The organism is Hyphococcus luteus (assembly GCF_002943565.1).
Lineage (GTDB): Bacteria > Pseudomonadota > Alphaproteobacteria > Caulobacterales > Parvularculaceae > Hyphococcus > Hyphococcus luteus.
In genome coordinates this window covers 187967-212294 of the sequence record NZ_PJCH01000011.1, presented here as the reverse complement: position 1 = coordinate 212294, position 24328 = coordinate 187967, and the positions used below count along the sequence as shown (strand labels likewise).

Below are 24328 nucleotides of genomic sequence, written 5' to 3'. Positions count from 1 at the left end.
CGGCGCGTGACGGCGGCGCGCTACACCCCTGTCGCCGCAATCCTCCACTGGACGATTGCGGCGCTTATCATTGGCCAGATTTTCGGCGGCATGTACATGCACGGCCTGCCGAATTCCTCGCCCGTGAAGTTCGATCTCTATCAGCTTCACAAGTCTTTCGGCCTGACGGTGCTGGCGCTGTCGCTGGTTCGGCTCGGCTGGCGCTTCACCCATAAGGCGCCGCCGTTGCCCGCCTCGACGCCCGGCTGGCAGAAGATCGCCGCGCGCGTGACGCACTGGGCGTTTTACGCCCTGATGATTTTAACGCCGCTCGCCGGCTGGGCGATCGTTTCGGTCTCGCCCACGGATATTCCGACCAAATGGTTCGGCGTCATACCCGTGCCGCATCTGCCGTTTTTCGGCGGCGTGGAAGACAGGGAAGCCGCGGAGCATCTGTTCGAAGAACGCCATGAATTGCTGGCGAAGATCATTCTTGTTCTTCTGGTCCTGCATGTGGGCGCGGCGCTGAAGCACGCGTTCATGGATAAGGACGGCGTGTTCGAGAGCATGCTTCCCGAACGCAAGGGCCCGTGGCTGGGCTTCGCCGCGATTTTCGCCGCGCTGGGCGCCGGCGTCATCGTTTATTTCGCCTCGCCGAAGCCCGGCGTCGTCTCGCTTCCCGCCCATACGCATGAAGACGGGGGTCATGAAGATGCGGCGGGCGGCAATTGGGCCGTCGATTACGGCGCGAGCAGTCTCGCCTTCATCGGTTCGGAAAAAGGCAGGCCTTTCGAGGGCGCCTTTAACGACTTTACGGCCGTCATCGCGTTTTATCCCGAAGACCTTGAGGCATCCTCCATAGACGTCACGGTGAGGACCGCGTCCGCCTCGACCGGCGACAGCTTGCGCGATTCCAACCTGCCGAATGCGCAATGGTTCGACGTCAAGGATCATCCGGAAGCGCGTTTCGTTTCAACGGATATCCGCGCCGTCGGCGACGGGTACGAAGCGGACGGCGTCCTCAAAATAAAGGATTACGAAAAGCCGGTGACGCTTGCCTTCGATCTCGACATTGACGGCGACGCGGCGGCGGCGGCCGGCGGCGTCGATCTTGTCCGCACCGATTTCGGCCTCGGCGAAAACGACGACTGGCTGGAGGAGGAAGGCGTCGCGCTGAACGTGCGCGTCGAATTCGAGATCAAGGCTACGCGCAAGGACTGATTGCTGACGCTGTCATGCTGGATATGCAACGGGCGACTCCCCACGGCTTGACCGTGGGGTCTATGTTTGCAAGCGCATGACTGAGCCAGCCAAGATTGACCGTAAAACTGGACCCCACGCTTAAAGCGTGGGGACGCGCTTGCTGAGAGACCGTGCGATGGCATACTAGCGCAACGCCTTAAGCCGCGCGTCCGCGCCCGTTTTGTTCGGCTGCGTCTTCGTCGAAGAGCTCGGCGAGCTTGTCGATGATGGCGCCGCCGAGCTGGTCCACATCGACGATGGTCAGCGCCCGGCGATAGTAGCGGGTGACGTCATGGCCGATGCCGATGGCGAGCAGCTCCACGGGCGACTTGTTCTCGATATAGCCGATCACCTCGCGCAGGTGACGTTCGAGATAAGCGCCGCCATTCGCCGATGAGGTGGTGTCGTCCACCGGCGCGCCGTCGGAGATCACCATCAGGATGCGCCGCGATTCGGGGCGCCCGATCAGGCGCTGATGCGCCCACATCAGCGCCTCGCCGTCGATGTTTTCTTTCAGAAGGCCTTCTTTCATCATCAGGCCGAGCGAGGTGCGCGCGCGCCGCCAGGGCGCGTCGGCGGATTTGTAGATGACGTGCCGGAGATCGTTGAGTCGCCCAGGCTTTGGCGGGCGACCGTCGGCGACCCATTTTTCGCGGGACTGGCCGCCTTTCCAGGCGCGCGTCGTAAAGCCGAGAATCTCGACCTTGACGCCGCAGCGCTCCAGCGTGCGCGCGAGAATGTCGGCGCAGATCGCGGCGATAGTGATCGGCCGTCCGCGCATGGAGCCGGAATTGTCGATGAGCAGCGTCACCACCGTGTCGCGGAAATCCTGTTCCTGCTCCATCTTGTAGGAAAGCGGTTGCATCGGATCGACAATGACGCGCGCGAGGCGCGCCGCGTCGAGAACGCCCTCGTCGAGATCGAACATCCAGCTGCGGTTCTGCTGCGCCAGCAATTTTCGCTGCAATTTGTTGGCGAGCCGCGCCACGACGGCGTGGAGATTTTCAAGCTGGCGGTCGAGGGAGCGGCGCAAGCGCTGCAGCTCTTCGGCGTCGCATAGATCGACGGCGTCGGCGATTTCATCGAACGCCGTCGTGTAAGCTTTGTAGGTTTCGCCCGTGTCGCCTTCGAATTGCGAGCGCAGCGCGGAGACCTTGGCGTTTTCCGACGCGCCGTCGTCTTCTTCGGCCTGGCTCTCCATGTCGTCTTCGGACATGTCGCTGTCGCTTGTTTCGGACTCGCCGGAGCCCGGATCGTCGGGCATTTCGTCGGCGCCGGTTTCGTCGTCGCCGTTCTCGCTGTCGTCTTCGGATTCGCTTTCCGACTCGTCGCTGTTTTGTTCTTCGTCGCTCTGCTCGTCGCCCTGGTCCTCGTCGTCGAGATCGAGATCGCGGATGAAGTCGCGGGCGAGCGACGCGAAAGCTTCCTGGTCGTCGATGGAGGCCGCGTCGGCGAGGGCGTCGAGCGCCGGGCCGGCGCGCTCCTCAAGCTCGTCGCGCCAGATTTTCATGATCCCGGCGGCGGCGGCCGGCGGCGCGCGGCCGGTCAGCCTTTCGCGCAGGAGCAGCGCGGCGACGTCGGCCATGGGCATGGCGTCGGTTGCGGACTGGCGGTCATAGCCTTTGTCGATAATGGTCTTTTCCAGCGAGGCGGCGAGATTGTCGCCGACGCCTTTCAGATGAAGGGCGCCAATGGCCTCGCAGCGGGCGTTTTCGAGGGCGTTGAAGACGGCCCGCGCCTCCGCGCCTTTCGGAGAAAGACGGGCGTGGGCCCCGCTGTCGTGATGGGCGAGGCGAAGCGCCGCGGCGTCGCTTTCGCCCCGGGCGATGGCCGCCGAGGCCGGGTCGAGCACCCGGGCGGGCAGGGGAATGCGCGCCGATTTGCCCTGCACGGCCGCATGTTCGCCGCCAAAGGCGACCTCGACGTCGCGCTGGGCGGAGAGCGCCCGGGTCGACTGCAAAAGCGCCCGTTTGAAGGCCTCGCGGATCTGTTCCTTGTCCATCATGGGGCCGTTATAGGGCTCCGGCCCGCCCGGACCAAGGGGGCGCGGCGCCTTGGGCTACGAGGCCATGGCTTTTGCTTCGGCGAGCGGCAGGCGCAGGCGGAAATGGCAGCCTTCGCCGGGTTCGGTTTCGAGCCAGAACTCCCCGCCCATGCGCGTCAGGGATTTGCGGCAGATCGCCAGACCGAGGCCTGAGCCTTCCTCATTCTCGCTCGTGCGCACCCGCTCCAGCGGCAGGAACACCCGCTCGGCCTCTTCTTTCGTCAGCCCCGCGCCGTTGTCCTTGACGCCCAGCACCGCGGCGCCGTCTTCAACGATCCAGGTGAACTCCACATGGGGCTTCACGCCTTCCGGGGCGTGTCTCCATGCGTTTTCAATGAGATGTTTGAAGACGAGCGTCAGACTGTGGGGATCGGCGACGATCTCGGGCGAACCGGCGAAGCGGAAATCGAGCCGGCAGTTGGCCTCGTTGATGTCCAGAAGATCGATCGCCGCCTCGATGCACTCGCGGGCGGCGACGGGCTGCAGCGACATCTCGCCGATGGGAAGGCGCGACATGTAGAGAACGTCCTTGATCAGCGCGCCCATTCTTTTCGCCGCCGAGGAGATGGAGGCGAGTTCGTTGCGCATGCGGCCCGAGTCTTTCACTTCCGGCGCGTCGCGAAGCGTGTCGGCCGTGGCGACGATGCGTTTTAAGGGCTCTTGAAGGTCGACCGAGGCGACGCGGGCGAACTGGTCGATTTCGCGGTTCTGCCGGCTGATTTTTTCTTCCTGCACGCGCTCGCGGGTGATGTCGCGCATGGTCGCCACGGCGCCGATGCGCTCGCCTTTGGCGTTCCTCATGGGCGCGGCGTTCGAACAGAAAAACCGTTTCGGCTTGTCTTGCGCGACAATGGCGAGATGCTGGCCGGAAACCTTTTCGCCGTTCAGGGCGCGGAACAACGGCACGTCTTTTTCGGCGAGGAGCGTTTCGCCGTCCGCATCGTAAAGGCTGTAGGTCTGCGGCCAGGCCGATGAGGCGAGCGGCATGGCGTCAAGACCGTGCATGGCGCGCGCCTGTTTGTTGAACACCGAAAGCTTGCCGTTTGCATCGGCGGCGACGATGCCCTCATTGATCGAGTCCATGACGGTCGACAGGAATTCACGGTTCTCAGCGAGCTCGTCCGCTTTCTCCTGCAATTCGCGTTGCGCCTTTTGGGCGGCGTTCATGGCGTTTTTGACGAGATGTTCGTAGATGACGGCGTGCATGGCGACGCCGATCGTCAAAAGAATCGCGCCGGAAGCGTAGAGCAGACTCATCTGGTGCGGCGTGTGAGGCGTGGGCGTTGTGTAGCCGTTCACATTGGCGGCCGTGTAAACCGTCATCATGATGATTGAGATTGCGGCTGAAATAATCCCGGCGCGCCGTCCCAGCAGCACCGTGGCGACCATCGGCAGGAAAGGGATGTAAATCAGCGCCGTCGCCGGCCCGCCGCCCTGGTTGAGCGCGGCCCAGCCAAGCCCGAGATACGTCGCCGTTAAGAGCGCGATGGCGGCGGCTTCAAGCTTTTTCGTAAAATGAAAGAAGGCGAATATCGCCGCAAAACAAGCCAGGGTCGCATAGCCGGCGATGCGCGCGCCCGTGAGCCCCGGGGCGAACAGGATGGGAAGCGTGTTCTGCAGCACGCCCATCGCGAAGAAGACCGCCAAAACCAGATAAAAAATGGCGTCCCGGTGCTGATCGATGATGGAAGGCGAGGCGGAGGCCCCGGCGGACGACGTCTTGCGCATTTGGCTGCCTTACTAACAAACACTGCGCCGTAGTTTCTTCGGATTTGGTTAATAATGCTTAGCTGTAACGGGTAAGAAACATCCTCAATGGCGGATAAAGAAAAGCCCCGGACGGCCGGGGCTTTTCCGAAGAAATTGCCGTCTATCTTACCATATCTGCACCCGGTCTTCGGGCGGCAGATAGAGATCGTCCTCTTCGGTGACGGTGAAGGCGTCGTACCAGGCGTCCATGTTTCTGACGACGCCGTTGACGCGATATTGCGCCGGCGAATGCGGGTCGGTGGCGACCTGGTTTTTGAGCGCTTCTTCACGGTTGAGGCGCTTCCAGACCTGCGCCCAAGCGAGGAAGAAACGCTGGTCGCCGGTAAAGCCGTCGATCTCCGGCGCCTCTTGGCCGTTCAGCGATAATTTGTAGGCGTGATAGGCCATGGCGAGCCCGCCGACATCGCCGATATTCTCGCCCATGGTCAGTTCCGGATTGATCGGAAAACCGGGAACCGGCTCATAGGTTTCGTATTGCGCGCCGAGCTTGTCGGTGAGCTTATGGAAATTCGCCGCGTCTTGTTCGGTCCACCAGTCGCGCAACACGCCGTCGCCGTCGGATTTGCGGCCCTGATCGTCGAAGCCGTGGCCGATTTCATGGCCGATGACGGCGCCGATGCCGCCATAGTTCACCGCCGGGTCGGCGTTCGGATCGAAGAACGGCGCCTGCAGGATCGCCGCCGGGAAGACGATTTCGTTGCGCGGCGGCGAGTAATAGGCGTTCACCGTTTGCGGCGTCATGCCCCATTCGGTTTCGTCCACCGGCCCGCCGAGCCGCGAGACCGACCAGTTCCATTGAAACGCGCCCGCGTTCTTGTCGTTTGCGAAGGCTTCGCCGGGATTGACGTCGAGATCGGAATAATCGCGCCATTTGTCGGGATAGCCGATTTTCGGCGTGAATTTGGAAAGCTTCTCCAGCGCCTGCGCCTTGGTGTCTTCGCCCATCCAGTCGAGCGTCGCGATGCGTTCTTTAAGCGCCGTTCTGAGATTGGCGACCAGCGCCTCCATCTGTTTCTTGGACGAGGGCGGGAAATAGTGTTCGACATAGACTTTGCCGACCGCTTCGCCCATGGCGCCGTTCACCGCTGCTACGCCGCGCTTCCAGCGTTCGCGCTGTTTCGGCGTGCCGCGAAGCTCAGTGCCGAAAAACTCAAAGCGCGCCTCGTCGAGGTCGGAGGGCAGGACGTCGGCGTGATCGTTGAGATCATGGAATTTGAGATAAGCTTTCCACGTCTCCACCGGCGTGTCGGCGAAGATTTCCGCGAGCGCCTGAATGGCGTCGTCTTCGCGCACCACGAACTGCGTCTCGCCGCCGAGGCCGGCGGTCTCCAGCATGACGTCCCAGGGCATTTCCGGCGCGAACGCCTTTAATTCGTCGATGCTCTTGAGATTATAGGTGAGATCGCGATTGCGCTGCTTGGCCGGCTCCCAATGGGCTTCGGCCATGCGTTTTTCGAGATCGAAAATCGCCTGCGCTTTTTCCCCGGCGTTTTCGACCCCGGCGAGGCTCAGCGCCTTTTCGATATAGGCGATGTATTTCGGGCGCTTGTCGGCGAATTTGTCGTCGAGATAATAATCGCGGTTCGGCAGGCCGAGTCCCGACTGGGTGATGTACGTAATGTACCGGTCGGTGCGTTTGGCGTCGACGCCGACATAGGCGCCCACAGGCGTGTCCGCGCCGAAGCCTGGATCGCCCATCAGGCGGGCGACGTCTTCATGGGTCTGAAGCGCGTCGATCGCCGCAAAGTCGTCAGCGACGACGGCGAAGCCTTTGGCGTCAATTGCGTCCGTATCGAGATAGGCGGCGTAGAAATCGCCGATCTTCTGCTCAAGCGAGCCTTTGGGCGCGTCGCTCGCCGCGGCGTCTTCGATGATCTTCTTCACTCTGTCTTCGGAGCGCTCGAACAGGACGGTGAAGGAGCCGTAGCTCGAATACTCCTCCGGGATCTCGAACGTGTCGAGCCATTTGCCGTTGACGTAACGGAAGAAGTCGTCGCCGGGATCGACTTCCGGGTCGATGTCGTCCGTCTCGACGCCCCAGTCGCCGAGTTCCGGCGTTGTCTCAACAGCGGCGGTTTCGGTTTTGTCAGCGCGCGCGTCCTGGCTTTCGCCTCCCTGCTGCCCGCAGGCGGCGAGAGCGAAGGCGGCCGCGCCGCACAAGAAAAGCTTTTTCAAGGGTGTTCTCCTCGCGTGAAGTCCGGTGATCACAAGATCAGATAAGGGTTTGCTTGAGGTGAATGTCGCCAATTCAGCCGGCAGGGCAAGTCTGGCGGGATGAGACGAATAGTTTCAGGGGTGAAGCGTTCACTTTTGCGGTGTTTGGAGAGGTTGGCGGCCTCCATGCTGCACCGCCGCATCTTTCTTGCCGGGCGGGGCGGTTTCGGCCATGGTGCGCCCTGTTTGACTGAAGAGAAGAGGCGAGGCCCATGGACCTGAAATCCGTCATCCGGACCATCCCGGACTATCCCAAGCCGGGGATCATGTTCCGGGACATCACGACCCTCTTAACCGACGCGCGCGGCTTTCGCCGGGCCGTGGACGAGCTGGTCCAGCCGCTGGCGGGCCAGAAAATAGACAAGGTGGCGGGAATCGAGGCCCGGGGCTTCATTCTCGGCGGGGCCATCGCGCATCAGCTTTCCGTCGGGTTCGTGCCGATCCGCAAGAAGGGCAAGCTGCCCTACAAGACCATGAGCGAATCCTATGAACTCGAATATGGGATCGACGAGGTGGAGATCCATGTGGACGCCGTGGAGAAAGGCGACCGCATTCTTCTGGTGGACGACCTCATCGCCACCGGCGGCACGGCGGGCGCGGCGATCAAGCTGCTGGAGCGCGCCGGGGGCGAAGTTATGCTATGCTCTTTCGTGGTCGACCTGCCGGATCTCGGCGGGGCCGACAAGTTGCGGGCGTTAGGGAAAAAAGTGACGGCGTTGGTGGAATTCGAGGGCGAATAGCCTCGAGCTTGCGCCGTCCGAAAAAAGGGAAGCGCAAAACATGACTCTCTTTCTTGTCGGTCTCATCATCTTTTTCGGCGCGCACCTGTTTACGGGGCTCGCCCGGGGGGCGCGCGGCGCGCTGGTCGCGAAGCTCGGCGAGATGCCGTATAAGGGGCTTTATTCTCTGGTTTCGCTGGCGGGGTTCGTTCTCATCATCATCGGCTGGAAGACGGCGGATGCGAGCGTGCTTTATGTGACGCCCGCCTGGACGCGCCACATCACCTATCTGCTGGTGCTTATCGCCTTCATCCTCTTGGCGGCGGCCTATCTTCCCGCCGGAAAAATTGCGGCGGCGGCCAAGCACCCGATGCTCGCGGGCGTCAAGCTCTGGGCCTTTGCGCATTTGCTGGTGAACGGCGAAGTCCGCTCGGTCATTCTGTTCGGCGCATTCCTCGCCTATGGCGTCATCGACCGCATCGCCGTGAAAAAACGCGGCGAGACCGGCCGCGCCGCCGGGCCGGTCATGAACGATGGGCTCGCCGTCGTCGTCGGGGCCGGCGCCTACGCCGCCATCGCCTTCTGGGCGCACAAATATATCGCCGGCGTCGCGCTGTTTTAAACAAAGAGGGCCGGCGCCGGGAGCTGAAAAAGCCGCTTGCGAACCTTTCCAATCGTCAATCCGGAGCGGGGAACGATCCGCCGGCGCGGCTGTTAACCGCGTATCAGATTGGAAAGGAAGGTTTGTCATGAACAAGCTGTTGCTCTCTACAGCTGCTTTTGCGCTGCTGACGCCGATGGCGGCCAGCGCCGGCGAAAAGCCGAAAACCGATGCAGCCAAGACCGAAACCCAGGCGGAGATGAAGGCGAACGCCGACATGAACGCCTATGACAAGGACAAGCACGACAAGGACAAGGCGAAAAAAGACAAAACCGCCGGGGCGGAAATGACGAATGACGCCGCCGTCATTTACATGCCGGCCGCGTCGCTGAGCGCCAAGGAGCTTCTCGGCGAAGGCATTGAAGGCGCCAATGGCGAGCGCATCGCCCGCATCGACGACATTGTCATCGACAAGAATGGCCGCGCTGAGGACGTCGTTTTCCTGTCGGGCGGGATCTTCGGTCTCGGCGGCAAGCGCGGCGCGCTCGACTATCGCGCCGTCGACATTGACGTGAACCGCGACTATGAGCCCGACGTCCACGCCTCCCTCAACGAGGAAGGCATCAAGGCGGTCGCGGAGTTCAAGACCGACAAGATGAACGATTACAGCCTTGCATCCGAACTTCTCGGCGCCGAGCTTGAGCTGACGCCGGGCGGCGAGGGCGCGACGGATGTGGTGATCAACGACATCATCTTCGACGCCGACGGCGACGTTGAATATCTGCTCGTTCAGAAAACCGCGATCGGCCCCATCGGCGCCGGCGACAAATACGCCGTCGCTTACAACAAGCTGACCGTGGCGCAAGGCGATGGCGGCCTAGTCCTCGACATGAGCGAAGACGAGCTGAACGCCGCGCCGATATTCGCCATGAAGCGGTCTGGCGTCGAGAAAGCCTGGGACAAGACCAGGCAGGGCGTGAAAGACGCCGCCGAAAAAACCGGCGACGCGATCGAAGACGCTGTCGATTAATCCCCGCGAGGACAGCGATCTCGGAAAGGCCGGCGGCGCGCACCCCGCCGGTCTTTTTCATGCGCAAAGATAAAAGGGGATCAGGCCGGCGCCTCGCCGGCGATGGTGGTGCGGTAAAGCTCCCGGCGATAGCCGTCATAATCGTTGAAGGCCTGGTGGATCGAAATGCGGTTATCCCAGACGGCGAGCGTTTTCGGCGCCCAGCGCAAGCGGCAGGTGAAAGCGGGCTGTGTCAGATGCGCGGTGAGGAAACCCATGAGCGCTTCAGCCTCCGGCGGCGTCATGCCTTCAAAACCGATGGTGTAGGATGGATCGAAATAGATCGACTTCTCGCCGGAACGCGGATGGGTGCGGATCAGCGGGTGAAAATTGCCTTTGACCTTCCTGACGACATGTTCGGGCAGGTCATTGACGCCTAATCCTTTTAGTTTCGCGAGTTTGCCCACAGGGCTGTCGTCCGCCTCGCCATAATCCATGGAGCTTTCGAAGGCGTGCTTCATGGACATGTGGACGCGCAAGGGCGCGAGCAGCTCTTTCATCGTCTCGGACAGCGTTTCATAGGCGAGGACGGTGTTCGCCCAGATCGTATCGCCGCCGAAAGGCGGAATCTCGACGCCATAAAGAAGCGCGATCGCTGGCGGGTTTGCAAGAAAAGGCCCGTCCGAATGCCAGCCCGATCCAAATATATGCGCGCCTTTAGCGTCTGCTTCGCGCACCAGCGGCTGGATGTTCAAATGTCCCGGAATGCCGTCCGTATAAGCGTCCTCGGCCCAATCTCCAAAGCGCAGCGAAAAAGCTTCGTGCTCATCGTGGCTCCACTCGACATCGCGGAAATAGATCATCTTATGATGGAAGAGCGCGTCTTCGATCTCGGCGAACTGGTCGTCCGACATATTCGTGAAATCGGCGCCCCGGATTTCCGCGCCCATGGCGGCGGCGAGGGGGTGCGCGGTAATCGTCTTATAGTCCCGCGCCGTATTATCGAACTTGCCGGTAGGGTGAATCAGCATGGGGCGTCTTCCTTTTGGGCCTTCCTTGAGGATTTTCCGTCATTTTCCGCCGGATTTCAGCGGCGCGCAATGCGGCATGGCGAACCGGAAAGAGCCGGACGAAGAAAAGAAAAGGCCGATATGCGGGGCGATGTCATGCGCTAACGCGTCATAAGCAGGGCCGCCAGCCATGAGTAAGAATTTTATTGAATGACTGTCAGTGAGGCGCCCATATGGCTGGCCGCAGACCCGGCGGTATAATAAAGACGCGGCGTTGGGAGTGAGGCGGACAATGAACAAAATAAACGATCTGGCGGGCAAGGTCTTCATGAACCGCTATCTTGTGGGCGGCTTCGTGCTCGTCATCGTGGCGATCACGCTGACCCTCGATGTCATGGGGCTGGTGCATCCGTGCCCTTATTGCCGAACGGAGCGGGCGGCGCTCGGCATTCTTTCCCTCATCCTTCTCTTGAAAGGCGAGCACGCGCTGTTCTGGCGGTTCATCGCCGCGCTGGCCGGGGTCTACGGATTGATCGTCGGCGTCATGCAGAATTTCAATCACGTCAAGAAGATCAATAAGGGCGAATTCGACTGGGCGGCGCTGACCTTCGATCATCCCTGGATATTATCGGGCCTCGCGGTCACGGCGCTGGTCTGGCTTCTCTTTTTAATTCTGGGGCTTGCTAAGCCTTTTGGCGGAAAGTCCCCGCTCGAGAATCGGGCGTAGCCGGAACATTGCGGCTTCGCCCGAGCGGGCGCGCCGCGGCCGCCGCTCACAGCGTCGTAACCGTCATTACAGCGCGCAAATGAAAATGCAACGCCGGTTCAAAGATGTTGCGCATTGGCAACGTAAAGATTTTCTGATTGCTATGACAAAAATTATCGTCGTCATGCGCCGGTCATTTGTCATGTTTTTGTTGCGAAGCACAAAAGCATGACCTACCATTAACGTCATAAAAGAAGCGGTAATCGTCTAAGCCAGCTTCCATATTTCTCTAGGGTGGAAATCAACAGTTTATTCGCAACGCCGCAGCGTTTTGCGCGATGTGGCCGCATGCGGATTTTGAGGCTTGCCGGCGTCGGCATTGCTGCGCGCCGGCATGAGGGGTGGCTTTTGTCTGTGCGAAGGCTGACGGCGCATGGAAGCAATGTTCGGTTTTGCGGATCGGCGAGGGACTGCCCTGACTTATCGTCAACGGCTTTACGCCCGGCGGCTTCTGCGCCGTATCCGGACAAGGCCAAACCATCTGAAACCAATCGACTGAACGCTTCGCCGGCGGTTTTGCGCGGCCGGCGATCCATGAGCGGCGCCTGAGGGGATGAAGACGCCGTGATGTGCAAATTAAAGGAGCCCATCACATGCCTGCACGCAAAAAAACAAAACGCCAACTGACGACCCGGTTTTTGACGACGACAGCGTTCCTGGCGCTTGCCGCGCCGGCGCTCGCGCAGACGCCGTCCGAGGAGACCGAAAGCGCTGAGGACGTGGTCGTCGTCACCGGCCGCCGGGTTTCGAACGCCAGCCTTGCGGTCGGCGTCGATGAGGCGAGCAACACCGTGTCCGTGACGCGCGAAGCGCTGCTCTCGGCGCCGGCCGGCGTTTCCGGCCTGAAAGCGCTGGAAGGCCTGCCGGGCTTCAACGTGCAGACCGACGGCGCGCTCGGGCTTTACGAATTCGGCAACTCCGTCACTGTGCGCGCGTTCGATTTCGGCCAGATCGGCTTCGTTCTCGACGGCATTCCCATGGGCCGGCCGGACCCGTTCGGCGGCAGCCCGATTTTCCGTTATGTGGACAATGAAAACCTGCAGCGCGTGACGGCTTCGCCCGGCGCCGGCGACGTCTCCCTGCCGAGCGCCACGTCGCTCGGGCCCATCGTTCAATATTTCACCACGGACCTTTCCGACGAGCCTTCGGCGATCGTCTCCGTCACCTTCGGCGACGACGATCTGCAGCGCACTTTCGTCAAACTTCAGACCGGCGACATCAACGGCTTTTCCGCTTATGTAAGCCGCTCGAAAACCGACAGCGATCTGTGGCGGGGGCCGGGCACCATCGACCGCGAACATATCGAGGCGAAAGCGCAATACGAATTCGACGACGACACGCTCCTGCGCGCGAACCTCGTTTATAACGACTTTTTCGATTACGATTCGCCGTCGACCTCGCGCGCCGGCTACGAGGCGCAGGGGCGCTACATCACCTATGCGGGGACCGTGCCCGATCTCGGCGCCGGGCCGGACGTCGTCTTCCAGGACAGCGGCTACACCGCCTATTACATCGACCGGGTGAATGTGCGCGAGGATCTGCTGCTCGGGCTCACCTTTCTCACTGACGTCACCGAGAATATCGATTTTCATCTCACCGGCTATTGGGAGAACAAGGACGGGTTCGGCGTGTCGCCGGACAGCTATTCCAATACGCTCGGTTATTATGAGCGCCAGCTCGCGGCGGGCGTCGAGACCGCGTTCGGCCTGCCGCTCAGCGCGCCGCGCGGCGTTCAATACGGCCTGTCCGAGGTCGGCGGCGACCGTTACGGCGTCACCGGCGGTTTCACGTTAAGCTTCGCCAACCACACCATCGATGTGGGCGGCTGGTATGAAGAAGAGACCTATAACCGCACGCAGATGCGCCTCAACAAGGAAGGCGGCAATCCCGCCGGGGCGCTGATCATGCCGTATGAAGTCGCCTATTACCGGCGCGACTACACCTCCGACCGCGAGTTCCTTCAGTTCTATCTGAAAGACACCGTGTCGCTGCTCGACGACCGGCTGACGATCGAGGCGGGGTTCAAGGGACTCAATCTCGATTACACGCTGGACGGCTATCGCGATTTCGACGATTACGCCCGGCTGGTCGAGGGCGTTCCCACCATCGGCTATGGCCCGCAGGTGATCTCGCGCGAGTTCAACGACAACTTCCTGCCCATGGCCGGCGCCGTTTACGCGCTGACCGATACCGAACAGGTCTTCGCCTCCTATGCGCAGAACTTTGCGTTCCCGCGCTCGGCCGACGATCTTTATGACGACATCAACACGCCCATGGTCGGCGGCGAGCGCTCCACCAATTACGAGCTTGGCTTTCGCTCCAACCGGCCGACCTTCAACGCCGCCCTCGCGCTTTACTATGTGAAGTTCAAGGACCGCATCGAATCCGCGGGCATTCAGGTCGCGGGCCAGATGGGCGCCATCGAAACCGTGGCGCAGAATGTCGGCGCGGTCGAGGCTTACGGCGTCGAGTTCACCGGCAACTGGAAGCCGGAATTCCTCAACGGCTACGCCTATTTCACTTCCAACGTCACCTATAACTTCGCGGAGTTCCAGGACGACTTCCTCGACGGGAGCGGCAATCCGCTGGGCCTGCCGGGCAACGAGCTGCCCGACGCGCCGCACTGGCTCGTCACCGCCGGCGTCACGGTGGAGCCGACGCCGTGGATGATCGCCAATGTCACCGCGCGGCGCACCGGCGAGCGTTATGCGGATTTCATCAACACGCAGGTGATGGAATCCTACACCGTGTTCGACGCCTATGTGGATATCGGCGATGTCGGCGGCTACGGCCCGCTTGAAAACATCAAGCTGCGCATGAACGTCACCAACTTCACCGACGAGGACACGCTGTCCTTCACCTTCACCACCGTCAACGGCACGGCCTTCTATCGCCCGCTGGCGCCGAGAACCTTCCAGTTCTCCATCACCGCCGAATTCTAAGGCGGACAGACAGAGCAAAGCGGCCCCGCGCGCCCTCCCGGCGCCGGGGCCTTTTCATGTCTTGCGACCGCGCGCCTTTGACCCAATATAGAGTAAATATAAGTCAGGGGAGGGGCGCGATGTTTCCCAATCCGAAACCGGTGGTTGACGCCGTCGCGAAGCTCGGCGGCCTGCCGGGATTTCTGTTTTCAAATCCGATAATCGCCGGGTTTTTCTGCATGATCATGCTGCCTGTCTTCGGCGCGGTTGCGGCGCTGTTCTTTTCCTTCGTGGAGCCGGGCGTCGGCGGCGTCGAACTTTTCGAGGGCGCCCGCGCCGGGGCCATGGTCGCGGTGATGCTCGGCGCCGTGATCTACAGCGCGATTTTCATCAGCACGCTGTTCCTGCCCGAAGAGCGGACCGCGCGCCTTCAATTCGCGCTCGGCGGCGCGATCGGGCTCGGCGTTCTTGTCGGGCTGGATGTGGTCGTTGCGGATGCTGCGAGGGCGTGGCTGGTGGGCAATTAAGTAGTTCGTAGGGCGGGTCAGCCGAAGGCGTAACCCGCCTTGTGTTTGAGGGCGGCGGGTATCGCTGCGCTCTACGCTTGCTGACATCAGGCGGCTTGCCACTCTTTTAAGCAGTCTATTTTGGAAGGTGATGCCAGCCGCAACCGACTCCCCACGGCTCGACCGTGGGGTCCATCTGCGGGACAATGCGCATATGATACGCTAAGATATGCCCCGCTTTGACTTCATAGCCGCCTATATGCTCGCGAACCGTAAGAACGGAACGCTTTACGCGGGCTCAACGGCTGATCTTGTCGCGCGCATGGACGCGCACAAGACGGGCCGCGGCTCCTGGTTCGCCGCCAAATATGGCTGCAATCGCCTCGTCTGGTATGAACGTTTCGACGAAATGGAGCCCGCCATCGCATATGAAAAACGCCTGAAGCGCTGGCCGCGAAAATGGAAGATCGATCTCATTGAATCGGTTAATCCGAACTGGGACGATCTGCCCTTGTTTTGAAAAAAGATGAGAGACTGCCTCAAGCGACTCTCCACGGCTTGCCTGTGGAGTCCATCCTCAATGCCTCGGCCTTCGCATCCTATAGAAAAGATGCGGGAACCTTGCTGGCGGGCGCTGGACCCCACGCTTAAAGCGTGGGGAGTCGATGGGGGAGAGATCGAGCTTCAGCAACCGGCGCCTCGCTGCGGGTTACCTGTTCTGGACTTGATCGGGGAACCGTGGGCTCCATCAAACTGGGAGTCGGCGAACAGAGGGTCCAACATACCCACCGGCGCCTCGCCACGGCTTGCTTGCCCCGGACTTGATCCGGGAACCGTGGGGTCCATCAAGGAATGGCGGGTTACGCTTCGCTAACCCGCCCTACGCTTGCTGGATGTGCTCGCGGCGGATGCGGTGAGAGACGTTTTCGCGAAAAATTGAGACTATAAACCAGATAGAGACAGAAAGCTGCTAAGTGCTAAAGGGCACAAAGTTATAGGATACAAACCTTAGTTGGATTCGAATCAAACACTGAAATAAGCTTGCTCTACGTTCTAATAAAATCAGATTATTATCTAGACATAGAGCTTTCATACAAGGCGTTAGAAAATTTATGACCTTGATAGCCTCGATAAATCCAACTGGCACACCAATATTAATCGGTGACTTATTGCTATCCAGGCAAAATTCTGAACTTCCAAGTGTTGACGTGCCTACGCTAGGCGAGCTGCGGCATTTTGATCGAATAGTCAACTGGAACAGGCGAGAAAAAACCACCCAAGTAGGACTTGCCCAGAAAATAAATATACTATCTGAAAATCTTGTTATCGCTTGGTCAGGTGATTACATTCGTGCACGAATAATTCTCAGAATTTTGCGAGATGAAACGGCAGATTCAGATTTATCGTATGACCTAATTCGAAAAATCTTAGATAAACATAGCGATGTCATAGAGGATAAAGTATCTCTTATTGGCATGCTGCGAATGTCTAATGGTGTGGTGGCTGCATTTTTTCAAAATGCCCACATGTTTGACGTGCCAGGGTATGATGAATTCATATATGCAGGCTCAGGGCAATTTCAGTATTACGAACATTTGATGAATTTTAGCATCGGGTCACGTCAAAGGCATAATCCAAATAGGTACCCACAAGATCTTCTTGATCCTGCTGGGACCGCGTGGCGTTTGTTGGCTTTGGAATTAGTATCAGGTGATACACTTTTCAGTTATTACGGCGGCGGTTTTGAAGTTGCGTATGCTGGAAATGAAACGGGTATGACAAAGATCGATGATGTCGTCCATTTCTGTTGGTATTTTGATGTGAACGATCTGTCCAAGCCCCCAATCCTTTGGAATGGGGTCACAAAATGCAACTATAAAAATGACGACCTGATTATTAACCGACTTCTTATTTCAGATTCGTTGGAACAAAACGAAAGTCACCTTTTGTTGGAAAAAAGGTATCCTGTCCAACCGCTAGTTCGTCGCTTAGGATTTGTACCAAAACAAGAAGATGCTATTGAGTCTGCAGAAATAGATTATCTTGCAGAGTGGAATTGCAATCATTTTTATATTCGTCTTAATGAGCTGCGATATGTACTGCTCACTTCTGTGTGCCATACAAAGTCAAGAAATAGCCCGGTAAAAGTGTTTGTTGATGGTGGAAAAGTTCGTTTCGAGAAGAACATGGACTATCTTGAAGCATGTAGAACAGAATTCCTTGAGGAAGTTAAAAGGCAGTTACATGCCAGCCCATAAGTAATTTGAGCTTATCTAAGCCACCTTGCGTTTCACCGCCTTTTTCTTCGTCGCGCTCTTCCGCTTCGCGGCGGCGGATTTCGCCGGGGCTTTTGAGCTCTTCTTGCTAAGAAGCGGCTTCAGGAATTTGCCGGTATAGCTGCCTTGCGTCTCTGCGACGTCTTCGGGCGTGCCGGCGGCGACGATTTCGCCGCCGCCGTCGCCGCCTTCGGGGCCGAGGTCGAGGATCCAGTCGGCCTGTTTGATGACGTCGAGATTGTGTTCGATGACGACGACGGTGTTGCCGCCGTCGGTGAGCTCCTGGATGACTTCCATGAGCTTCCTGACGTCCTCGAAATGAAGGCCGGTGGTCGGTTCGTCCAGTATATATAATGTGCGTCCGGTGGCGCGCTTCGACAATTCCTTCGACAGCTTCACGCGCTGCGCCTCGCCGCCGGAAAGGGTCGTCGCCTGCTGGCCGATCTTCACGTAAGACAAGCCGACGCGGTTCAGCGTCTCCATCTTCTCGCGGATCGAGGGCACGGCCTTGAAGAACTCGGCGCCTTCCTCAACCGTCATGTCGAGCACGTCGGCGATGGACTTGCCCTTGAACTTCACTTCGAGGGTTTCGCGGTTATAGCGCGCGCCCTTGCAGACGTCGCAGGTGACATAGACGTCGGGCAGGAAGTGCATCTCGATCTTGATGACGCCGTCGCCCTGGCACGCCTCACAGCGCCCGCCCTTGACGTTGAAGGAGAAGCGCCCGGGCTTGTAGCCGCGCGCTTTCGACTCGGGGAGCCCTGCGAACCAGTCGCGGATCGGCGTGAAAGCGCCCGTATAGGTCGCGGGGTTCGAGCGCGGCGTGCGGCCGATGGGCGACTGGTCGATGTCGATCACCTTGTCGAAATGTTCGAGCCCGGTGATCTTGTCATGCTCGGCGGGCGCATCCTTACTATTATAAAGACGGCGCGCCGCGGCCTTGTAGAGAGTCTCGATCACAAGCGTCGACTTGCCGCCGCCGGAAACGCCGGTGACGCAAGTGAGGAGGCCCACGGGCACTTCCGCCGTGACATTCTTGAGGTTGTTGGCCTTCGCGCCTTTGACCTTGATCGTCTTCTTCTTGACGAAAGGCCGGCGCTCGGCGGGAACGGGGACCTCGCGCCGCCCGGCGAGATAATCGCCGGTGAGCGAGGCTTTCTCGTTCATGATGTCCTTGACGGACCCTTGCGCGACGATCTCGCCGCCATGAACCCCGGCGCCCGGGCCGATATCGACAATATGGTCGGCGGCGCGGATCGCGTCTTCGTCATGCTCGACGACGATCACCGTGTTGCCGAGGTCGCGCAGGCGCATCAGCGTTTCGAGAAGCCGGGCGTTGTCGCGCTGGTGAAGGCCGATGGAGGGCTCGTCCAGCACATATAAGACTCCGGTGAGCCCCGAGCCGATCTGCGAGGCGAGGCGGATGCGCTGGGACTCGCCGCCCGACAGCGTGCCCGAGGCGCGGCTCAGGGTCAGATAGTCGAGCCCCACATTATTGAGAAAGGTCAGGCGCTCGCGGATCTCTTTGAGGACCCGCACGGCGATCTCCGTTTCCTTCTTGGTGAGCTTTTTCTCCAGCGCCTCGAACCATTCGCCCGCGCGCCTGATGGAAAATTCCGTCGCTTCGGAGATGGAAAGCCCGCCCACTTTCACCGCGAGGGCTTCGGGTTTGAGGCGCATGCCGTTGCAGGCCTCGCAATGGGTGACGGACTGGAAGCGCGACAGCTCCTCGCGCACCCAGGCCGAGTCGGTCTCGCGCCAGCGCCGGTCGAGATTGGGGATGACGCCTTCGAAGGGCTTCACCGTCTCGAATTTGCGCGCGCCGTCGGCGTAGATGAACTTCACTTCCTCTTCGTCGGTGCCCCAGAGGACGACCTCCTGCGCCTCTTCGGAAAGCTCGTCCCAGGGCACAGTCACCTTGAATTTGTAATGGCGGGCCAGCGCCTGCAGCGTCTGCGCATAATAAGGCGAGGTGCCCTTGGACCAGGGTGCGATCGCGCCGTTGTTCAAGGCGAGCGACCCGTCGGGCACCACGAGCTCCTCGTCGAAGATCATTTCCGTGCCGAGCCCGTCGCATTGGGGGCAGGCGCCCGCCGGCGCGTTGAAGGAGAAAAGCCGCGGTTCGATCTCGTCGATGGTGAAGCCGGAGACGGGGCAGGCGAATTTCGCGGAGAAAATGCTGCGCTGCGGCGCGCCTTTCGCGTCTTTCTTATCGGCCGACTCCGCAATGGCGATGCCGTCGGCGAGTTCGAGCGCGGTTTCGAAGCTTTCCGCAAGGCGCGATTGCAGGCCCTCTTTAATGACGACGCGGTCGACCACGACCTCGATATCGTGCTTCAGCTTCTTGTTGAGGGCGGGAACGTCGGCGATTTCGTAATACTCGCCGTCGACCTTCACGCGCTGGAAGCCTTTTTTCTGAAGCTCGGCGAATTCCTTCTTATATTCGCCCTTGCGGCCGCGAATGATCGGCGCGAGCAGGTAAAAGCGCGCGCCGTCGCCTTCGTCCATCAACCGGTCGACCATTTCTGTAACAGTTTGTGAGGAGATCGGCTCGCCCGTCGCGGGCGAATAGGGAACGCCGATGCGCGCCCAGAGAAGGCGCATATAGTCGTAGATCTCGGTCACCGTGCCCACGGTGGAGCGCGGATTGCGCGATGTGGTCTTCTGTTCGATGGAAATCGCGGGCGAAAGTCCGTCGATCTGGTCCACATCCGGCTTTTGCATCAGCTCCAGGAACTGGCGCGCATATGCGGAAAGACTTTCCACATAACGCCGCTGACCCTCGGCGTAGATGGTGTCGAAGGCGAGCGACGACTTGCCGGAGCCGGACAGCCCCGTCATCACGATCAATTCGTCGCGCGGAAATTCCAGCGTGACGTTCTTCAGATTGTGCTCGCGCGCGCCGGCGACGCGGATCGATTTCAAACTCATAAGAAAGGCGGAGCCTCTTTATATATAGGGGCGTTGTGGAACCTTGATGCTCAGCGTTTCTATATATCGACGTTGACAGCAAGAACAAGGTGTGAACATTTGCAAGTTCGCAAGGCGCCCGATTGGGGAGAACGATTTATTGAGCCGGCGCCGAATCCGCGCGATTAGCTCTCTAAAGCGAGATTTCAGGAGAATTTCATGGCAGGCAGCATCAACAAAGTCATCCTCGTCGGCAATTTGGGCGCCGATCCGGAAATTCGCCAGACGAAAGACGGAAAGAGCATCGCAAATCTTTCCGTCGCCACATCGGACAGCTGGAAAGACAAAAACACCGGCGAACGGCGCGAAAAAACCGAATGGCATCGCGTTGTTATCTTCAATGAAGGTCTCGCGCGTGTTGCAGAGCAATATCTGCGCAAAGGATCGAAAGTTTACATCGAAGGCCAGCTGCAAACGCGCAAATGGCAGGGCCAGGACGGCAATGACCGCTATACGACGGAAGTTGTGCTGCAAGGGTTCAACTCGAACCTCACCATGCTCGACGGAAGAAGCGGCGGCGGCGGTTTTGACCGCGACTCAAATCGCGATGGGGGCGGAATGTCCGAACGAGGAGGGTCTTCAGGCGGACAAAGTTACGAGTTAGACGACGACATTCCGTTTTAATCGCGCTGTAAAACGCGAAAACGAATCAAAAAATGCAAAAAAATGCTGCTGCACGCCTATAACAAAGCGTGCATACAATACTTTTTTAGTAAATTGCGTTATGTTTCCGCTTTCGACACATGATTCGGAGGTGAACCATGGCGGTCAAAAGAAAAACGACCAAGAGAAAAGCGGCGAAAAAAACCGCGAAAAGAAAAACTGTAAAGCGTAAGACGACAAGAAAGGCCCCGGCCAAGCGTAAGACGACAAAACGCAAGGCTGCTAAGCGCAAAACCACCAAGCGCAAGGCCACAAAGAAGAAAGCAACCAAGCGCAAGACGACCAAGCGCAAGGCTGTAAAGCGGAAAACCACCGCAAAGAAAAAGGCTACGAAGCGTAAAGCGACGAAGCGCAAGGCGACCAAGAAAAAGGCTGCCAAGCGTAAAACCGCGAAGCGCAAGACAGCCAAGCGCAAAACCACCAAGAAAAAAGCGACCAAGCGCAAAACCGCGAAGCGCAAAGCGCCTGCTAAGCGCAAAACGGCGAAGCGCAAGACGACCAAGCGCAAAACCACGAAGCGCAAGCGTCGCTAACGGCTTGGGTTTGAATGCGCGAAGCGCTTGATTTATAAGCGTTTTGTTGCATAGCCGCTCGCGCAGGACCGTGTTTTGAAGCACGAGGAAGCGCAAAAGAGGGGCTTTTCATCGGGCCGGCGTTCAAAGTAGCGGGCCGATGACATGCGGGGGCGCTCCGCAAACAGAATACGGAATGCGCAAAGCATTCGTCCAAATCAGAATTCAGCTGTCTAAACGGTTGTTATTCGCTCAAAGCCCCGGCGCGTATCATCGCCGGGGCTTTACTTTTGGGGATCGTTACGGCGCCGGGCCGTTTTTTTCGCCGCTCCGCCCGATTTTTCGCAGCCCTGAGGCGCAATCTTCAAAAAAAATTCCATCTTTCAGGAAGCGTTTGAAGTGGTTTTCCACAAGAAAAGCATTTTGGGGCGGCGATTTCGCTTTTGCGCCCTTTTTCAGCCTCGCTTACGATCGATATTTCCGGATCGGGGAGAGGTCTTATGAAATCAAAATCATTTTGCGTTGCAATAATCATTTTCGCTGTTGCTGCATCCGCCTGCGCAACCCAGCCTGAGATCTATGAATGGACGGCTCAAGGGTATTTGTCCCCCGGACCGACAGGCGAGCCGGAAATCATCGGCGTTTATGACAATAAAGAAGACTGCATCGCCGCCGGCGAAGACTGGATGAGCCGCCAGGTCGTGGGCCATCCGGTTTACGCCGACTGCCTGCCGGTGGATCGGCACTGATTATTCATCCACGGGAAACGGGCCGTTTTCGAAAACCTCGTCGTGATAGCCCTTCTTGCCGATGGCGCCGGCGAGGGCGCTGAACGGGCTTTCGCCGCGTTTCATCCGGTCGAGCGCGGCTGAAAAGTCGGTTTTCGGCTTCCATCCAAGCTCTTTTCGCGCCAGATCGTTCACATAGAGCCGGTCGAGCGTATCGAACATGCGCCAGCCGCGCCGCGCATAGTCCGCTTCATAATCCACATAGCGTTTCAGAACCGCGGGCGCGTCGCGACCGAGTTCTTCTAGGTCGTCCGCCCTAAAAGGCGTCGTCGCCGAGATGATGTAGCGGGCGAAACCGATCTCCGGCGCGCGGTCCAGCGCCAGCATATGCGCCGATACGATGTCTTCGATGTCGGCGCGGCGATAGAGAAGCTCGTTCACCTTGGCGTTGAGATCGTCATAGCCATTGCGGATCGCCGCGCTGTCGTCTTCTTCGGGGAAGAAACGCGAGGTCCGGAGCACGAGGCAGGGGAGTTTGTGTTTCTTGTGAACAAGCCGGCAGAGATTTTCCGCCGCGAGCTTGGTGACGCCATAGATGTTTTTCGGAATCGGGGCGAGATCTTCGGTCACCAGCACCGCCGGCGATCCTTTAGACGGGCGCATGGCTTCGCCGAAGGTGCTGGTGGTGCTGGTGAAGATAAAGCTTTCAACGCCTTCGCGCGCCGCCGCTTCCAGGAGATTGAGCGTGCCGGTGACGTTCGCATCGACGAATTGCTGAAAGCTGTGCGTGACCACATGGGGCTTGTGCAGCGTCGCCGCGTGGAGAACCCCGCTGACGCCTTTCATGATGCGCGTAGTGAAATCGGGATCGGCGAGGTCGCCCTGATGCGTCGTGTAAGGGCCGGGCTTGATGTCGGCGCTCGCATAGCCGCGCCCCTGCGCCTTGAGCGTGCGGCAGAGCGCTTCGCCGAGATGGCCGGAGGAGCCGGTGACGAGAAAGGTCATGAGGCGGCTTTTGCCGCTATGATCGCAAAGCGTCAATCGGTTTGAGCGGCGGGTAGCGTCTCAGTTTGCGTTCATCCTGAGGAGGCCCCGCTCCTTCGTCCTTCGAGACGCAAGCCTGCGGCTTGCTCCTCAGGATGAAGGAGCGGGGCTGTCTCGAAGGGCGAAGGCAAACTGAGACGCTACCGAGCGGCGCGATAGAAATCGACGCGGAAGCTCACGGCGCCGCGCGGCGTCACATAGTGTTCGATTTCCGGTTCGATGATTGCGAAATCGCCGCCCTCGATGCGCATTCGTTCTTCCGGCGGGCCCGGGATGACATAATCGAGCGCGCCGTCGATGACGACTAGCTTGCCCCACACGCCGGGCTTGGTGTCGTGGGCGCGGGTCAGTTTCGCCGGCACGGTCTTTTCGGTAAAAACCGGCGTGCCGCCATAATTGACGAGACCGTCTGGCAGGTCTTCACGCAAAATCAGGTCTCCGCTTGCGCCGGCGCGCGAAGTCCAGGCAGGCCGAACATTGCGAGTTTCAGGCTCTCTGCGATGCGCATCGCGCGCTCCATGAAATAATCGGCGGCTTGCGGCGTCGGCGCGGTCTCGTCGAGCGTCTCGCGGAAAAGCCCGAGCCAGATGTCGAAATGCCGTTCCTGAACCGAGGTCAGAGCCGCGTGTTTCGGGACCGGCTTGCCCGAATAACGCCCAGCGTTCAGCGCCACCGACGCCCAGAAATCCTTCATTTTCGCAAGATGCGGGCCCCAGTCGCTGATTTTTTCGGCGAAGACCGGCCCGAGCACGGGGTGGGCGCGGACTTTTCCATAGAATGTGTCGACGAGAACCGAGATGTAGGCTTCGTCGATTCCCATTTTCACGGCGGCCGCCTCGATCTCCCGGCGGCGTTCGTCGGCGGTGCGGATGCGGGTCTCCATCAGGCGGCCTCCTCTGCAAGCAAGTCGCGCAGGCGCGGATTGCGTCTCACGAGATCGTCGAGCGTGTAGGCGTCGAGCGCCGTCAAAAACGCCTCCAGGGCTTCTTTCAATACCGATTTCAGCCGGCAGGCGGGGGTGATGGCGCATTCGCCGGCGCCGCCCGCGAAACATTCGACGACGGCGAAATCCGCCTCCATGCGGCGGACGATGTCGCCCACATTGATCTCGGACGCGGGGCGCGCAAGCCGCAATCCGCCGGCGCGCCCGCGCACCGTTTCGATGAAGCCGTCCCGCCCCAGAAGATGCGCGACTTTCATCAGATGGTTTTTCGAAATTCCGTAGCGCTCGGCGATGTCCGCAATGGTGCACAGCCGGTCCTGGTTGACGGCGAGATGCATCAGCATGCGCAAGGCGTAGTCGGTTTGAAGATTGAGACGCATGGTCGCTCCTAAAAGATGTATCTTATATATT

General features: G+C 59.6%; 23 protein-coding genes. 12 read left to right on the top strand and 11 right to left on the bottom strand.

Translation table 11 applies throughout. The features are described from left to right. Positions 1-6: 6 nt before the first annotated feature. Positions 7-1200 (top strand): cytochrome b/b6 domain-containing protein, encoded by a 1194-nt coding sequence (locus tag CW354_RS15280; RefSeq protein WP_104830959.1) that lies wholly within the window; start codon positions 7-9, stop codon positions 1198-1200. 178 nt (positions 1201-1378) lie between these two features. On the opposite strand, the gene cobT is transcribed toward CW354_RS15280, so the two are convergent. The 3 genes from cobT to CW354_RS15265 all read right to left on the bottom strand — a co-directional run bounded on the left by cobT (position 1379) and on the right by CW354_RS15265 (position 7210). After that, entirely contained in the window at positions 1379-3226 is a 1848-nt protein-coding gene (gene cobT, locus CW354_RS15275; RefSeq protein ID WP_104830958.1) for a cobaltochelatase subunit CobT, read from the bottom strand. Positions 3227-3280: 54 nt separating this feature from the next. Further along, on the bottom strand, positions 3281-4993 hold the full coding sequence (locus tag CW354_RS15270) for a sensor histidine kinase (RefSeq protein ID WP_104830957.1): 1713 nt from the start codon (positions 4991-4993) through the stop codon (positions 3281-3283). A 147-nt stretch (positions 4994-5140) separates the two neighbouring features. Continuing rightward, positions 5141-7210, bottom strand: coding sequence for a M13 family metallopeptidase (locus CW354_RS15265; protein WP_104830956.1), 2070 nt, complete (start codon positions 7208-7210; stop codon positions 5141-5143). A 251-nt stretch (positions 7211-7461) separates the two neighbouring features. On the opposite strand from CW354_RS15265, the gene CW354_RS15260 reads away from it, so the two are divergent. From CW354_RS15260 to CW354_RS15250, 3 genes are all read left to right on the top strand, one after another. After that, on the top strand, positions 7462-7989 hold the full coding sequence (locus CW354_RS15260; protein ID WP_104830955.1) for an adenine phosphoribosyltransferase: 528 nt from the start codon (positions 7462-7464) through the stop codon (positions 7987-7989). A gap of 40 nt (positions 7990-8029) precedes the next feature. Beyond that, positions 8030-8590 carry an NnrU family protein gene (locus CW354_RS15255; RefSeq protein ID WP_104830954.1) on the top strand — a complete coding sequence of 187 codons (561 nt, stop codon included), beginning with the start codon at positions 8030-8032 and terminating at the stop codon, positions 8588-8590. A 127-nt stretch (positions 8591-8717) separates the two neighbouring features. Further along, complete coding sequence (locus CW354_RS15250; protein WP_165793747.1) at positions 8718-9599, top strand: PRC-barrel domain-containing protein; 882 nt, start codon at positions 8718-8720, stop codon at positions 9597-9599. 80 nt (positions 9600-9679) lie between these two features. Here the strand turns inward: CW354_RS15250 and CW354_RS15245 are convergent, their stop codons facing one another. Further along, on the bottom strand, positions 9680-10609 hold the full coding sequence (locus CW354_RS15245) for a TauD/TfdA dioxygenase family protein (RefSeq protein ID WP_104830952.1): 930 nt from the start codon (positions 10607-10609) through the stop codon (positions 9680-9682). A 271-nt stretch (positions 10610-10880) separates the two neighbouring features. Between CW354_RS15245 and CW354_RS15240 the strand changes: the two genes are divergently transcribed. Next, a complete protein-coding gene (locus tag CW354_RS15240; RefSeq protein ID WP_104830951.1) occupies positions 10881-11315 on the top strand; it encodes a disulfide bond formation protein B in 435 nt (144 codons plus the stop codon). A gap of 224 nt (positions 11316-11539) precedes the next feature. On the opposite strand, the gene CW354_RS23140 is transcribed toward CW354_RS15240, so the two are convergent. Then, positions 11540-11890: a hypothetical protein gene (locus CW354_RS23140; RefSeq protein WP_133162335.1), complete on the bottom strand. Its 351-nt coding sequence runs from the start codon at positions 11888-11890 to the stop codon at positions 11540-11542. Between the two features lie 57 nt (positions 11891-11947). Between CW354_RS23140 and CW354_RS15235 the strand changes: the two genes are divergently transcribed. The 4 genes from CW354_RS15235 to CW354_RS23135 all read left to right on the top strand — a co-directional run bounded on the left by CW354_RS15235 (position 11948) and on the right by CW354_RS23135 (position 17039). After that, on the top strand, positions 11948-14296 hold the full coding sequence (locus tag CW354_RS15235; RefSeq protein WP_104830950.1) for a TonB-dependent receptor: 2349 nt from the start codon (positions 11948-11950) through the stop codon (positions 14294-14296). A 119-nt stretch (positions 14297-14415) separates the two neighbouring features. Beyond that, a complete protein-coding gene (locus CW354_RS15230; protein WP_104830949.1) occupies positions 14416-14802 on the top strand; it encodes a hypothetical protein in 387 nt (128 codons plus the stop codon). 208 nt (positions 14803-15010) lie between these two features. After that, positions 15011-15301, top strand: a complete 291-nt coding sequence (locus tag CW354_RS15225) for a GIY-YIG nuclease family protein (protein ID WP_104830948.1) — start codon at positions 15011-15013, stop codon at positions 15299-15301. A 592-nt stretch (positions 15302-15893) separates the two neighbouring features. After that, positions 15894-17039, top strand: a complete 1146-nt coding sequence (locus CW354_RS23135) for a hypothetical protein (RefSeq protein ID WP_133162334.1) — start codon at positions 15894-15896, stop codon at positions 17037-17039. 15 nt (positions 17040-17054) lie between these two features. Here the strand turns inward: CW354_RS23135 and uvrA are convergent, their stop codons facing one another. After that, the gene (gene uvrA / locus CW354_RS15220) at positions 17055-19988 is read right to left on the bottom strand and encodes an excinuclease ABC subunit UvrA (RefSeq protein WP_104830947.1); all 2934 of its coding nucleotides are present in this window, start codon (positions 19986-19988) and stop codon (positions 17055-17057) included. Positions 19989-20186: 198 nt separating this feature from the next. On the opposite strand from uvrA, the gene ssb reads away from it, so the two are divergent. After that, on the top strand, positions 20187-20651 hold the full coding sequence (ssb, locus tag CW354_RS15215; RefSeq protein WP_104830946.1) for a single-stranded DNA-binding protein: 465 nt from the start codon (positions 20187-20189) through the stop codon (positions 20649-20651). A 98-nt stretch (positions 20652-20749) separates the two neighbouring features. Here ssb and CW354_RS23500 read toward each other — a convergent pair whose 3' ends face one another. Continuing rightward, the gene (locus CW354_RS23500) at positions 20750-21319 is read right to left on the bottom strand and encodes a hypothetical protein (RefSeq protein ID WP_165793746.1); all 570 of its coding nucleotides are present in this window, start codon (positions 21317-21319) and stop codon (positions 20750-20752) included. Between the two features lie 79 nt (positions 21320-21398). On the opposite strand from CW354_RS23500, the gene CW354_RS23130 reads away from it, so the two are divergent. Next, entirely contained in the window at positions 21399-21776 is a 378-nt protein-coding gene (locus tag CW354_RS23130) for a hypothetical protein (RefSeq protein WP_133162333.1), read from the top strand. A 28-nt stretch (positions 21777-21804) separates the two neighbouring features. After that, a complete protein-coding gene (locus CW354_RS23495) occupies positions 21805-21951 on the top strand; it encodes a hypothetical protein (protein WP_165793745.1) in 147 nt (48 codons plus the stop codon). Here CW354_RS23495 and CW354_RS15200 read toward each other — a convergent pair whose 3' ends face one another. The 4 genes from CW354_RS15200 to CW354_RS15185 form a co-directional block, all read right to left on the bottom strand. Next, the gene (locus CW354_RS15200; RefSeq protein ID WP_104831090.1) at positions 21952-22935 is read right to left on the bottom strand and encodes an NAD-dependent epimerase/dehydratase family protein; all 984 of its coding nucleotides are present in this window, start codon (positions 22933-22935) and stop codon (positions 21952-21954) included. 179 nt (positions 22936-23114) lie between these two features. Continuing rightward, a complete protein-coding gene (locus CW354_RS15195) occupies positions 23115-23402 on the bottom strand; it encodes a TehB family protein (RefSeq protein WP_207764839.1) in 288 nt (95 codons plus the stop codon). Between the two features lie 2 nt (positions 23403-23404). Further along, positions 23405-23857 (bottom strand): group III truncated hemoglobin, encoded by a 453-nt coding sequence (locus CW354_RS15190; protein ID WP_104830943.1) that lies wholly within the window; start codon positions 23855-23857, stop codon positions 23405-23407. Next, entirely contained in the window at positions 23857-24297 is a 441-nt protein-coding gene (locus CW354_RS15185; protein WP_104830942.1) for an Rrf2 family transcriptional regulator, read from the bottom strand. The genes CW354_RS15190 and CW354_RS15185 overlap by 1 nt, the downstream gene beginning before the upstream one ends. Positions 24298-24328: the final 31 nt, after the last annotated feature.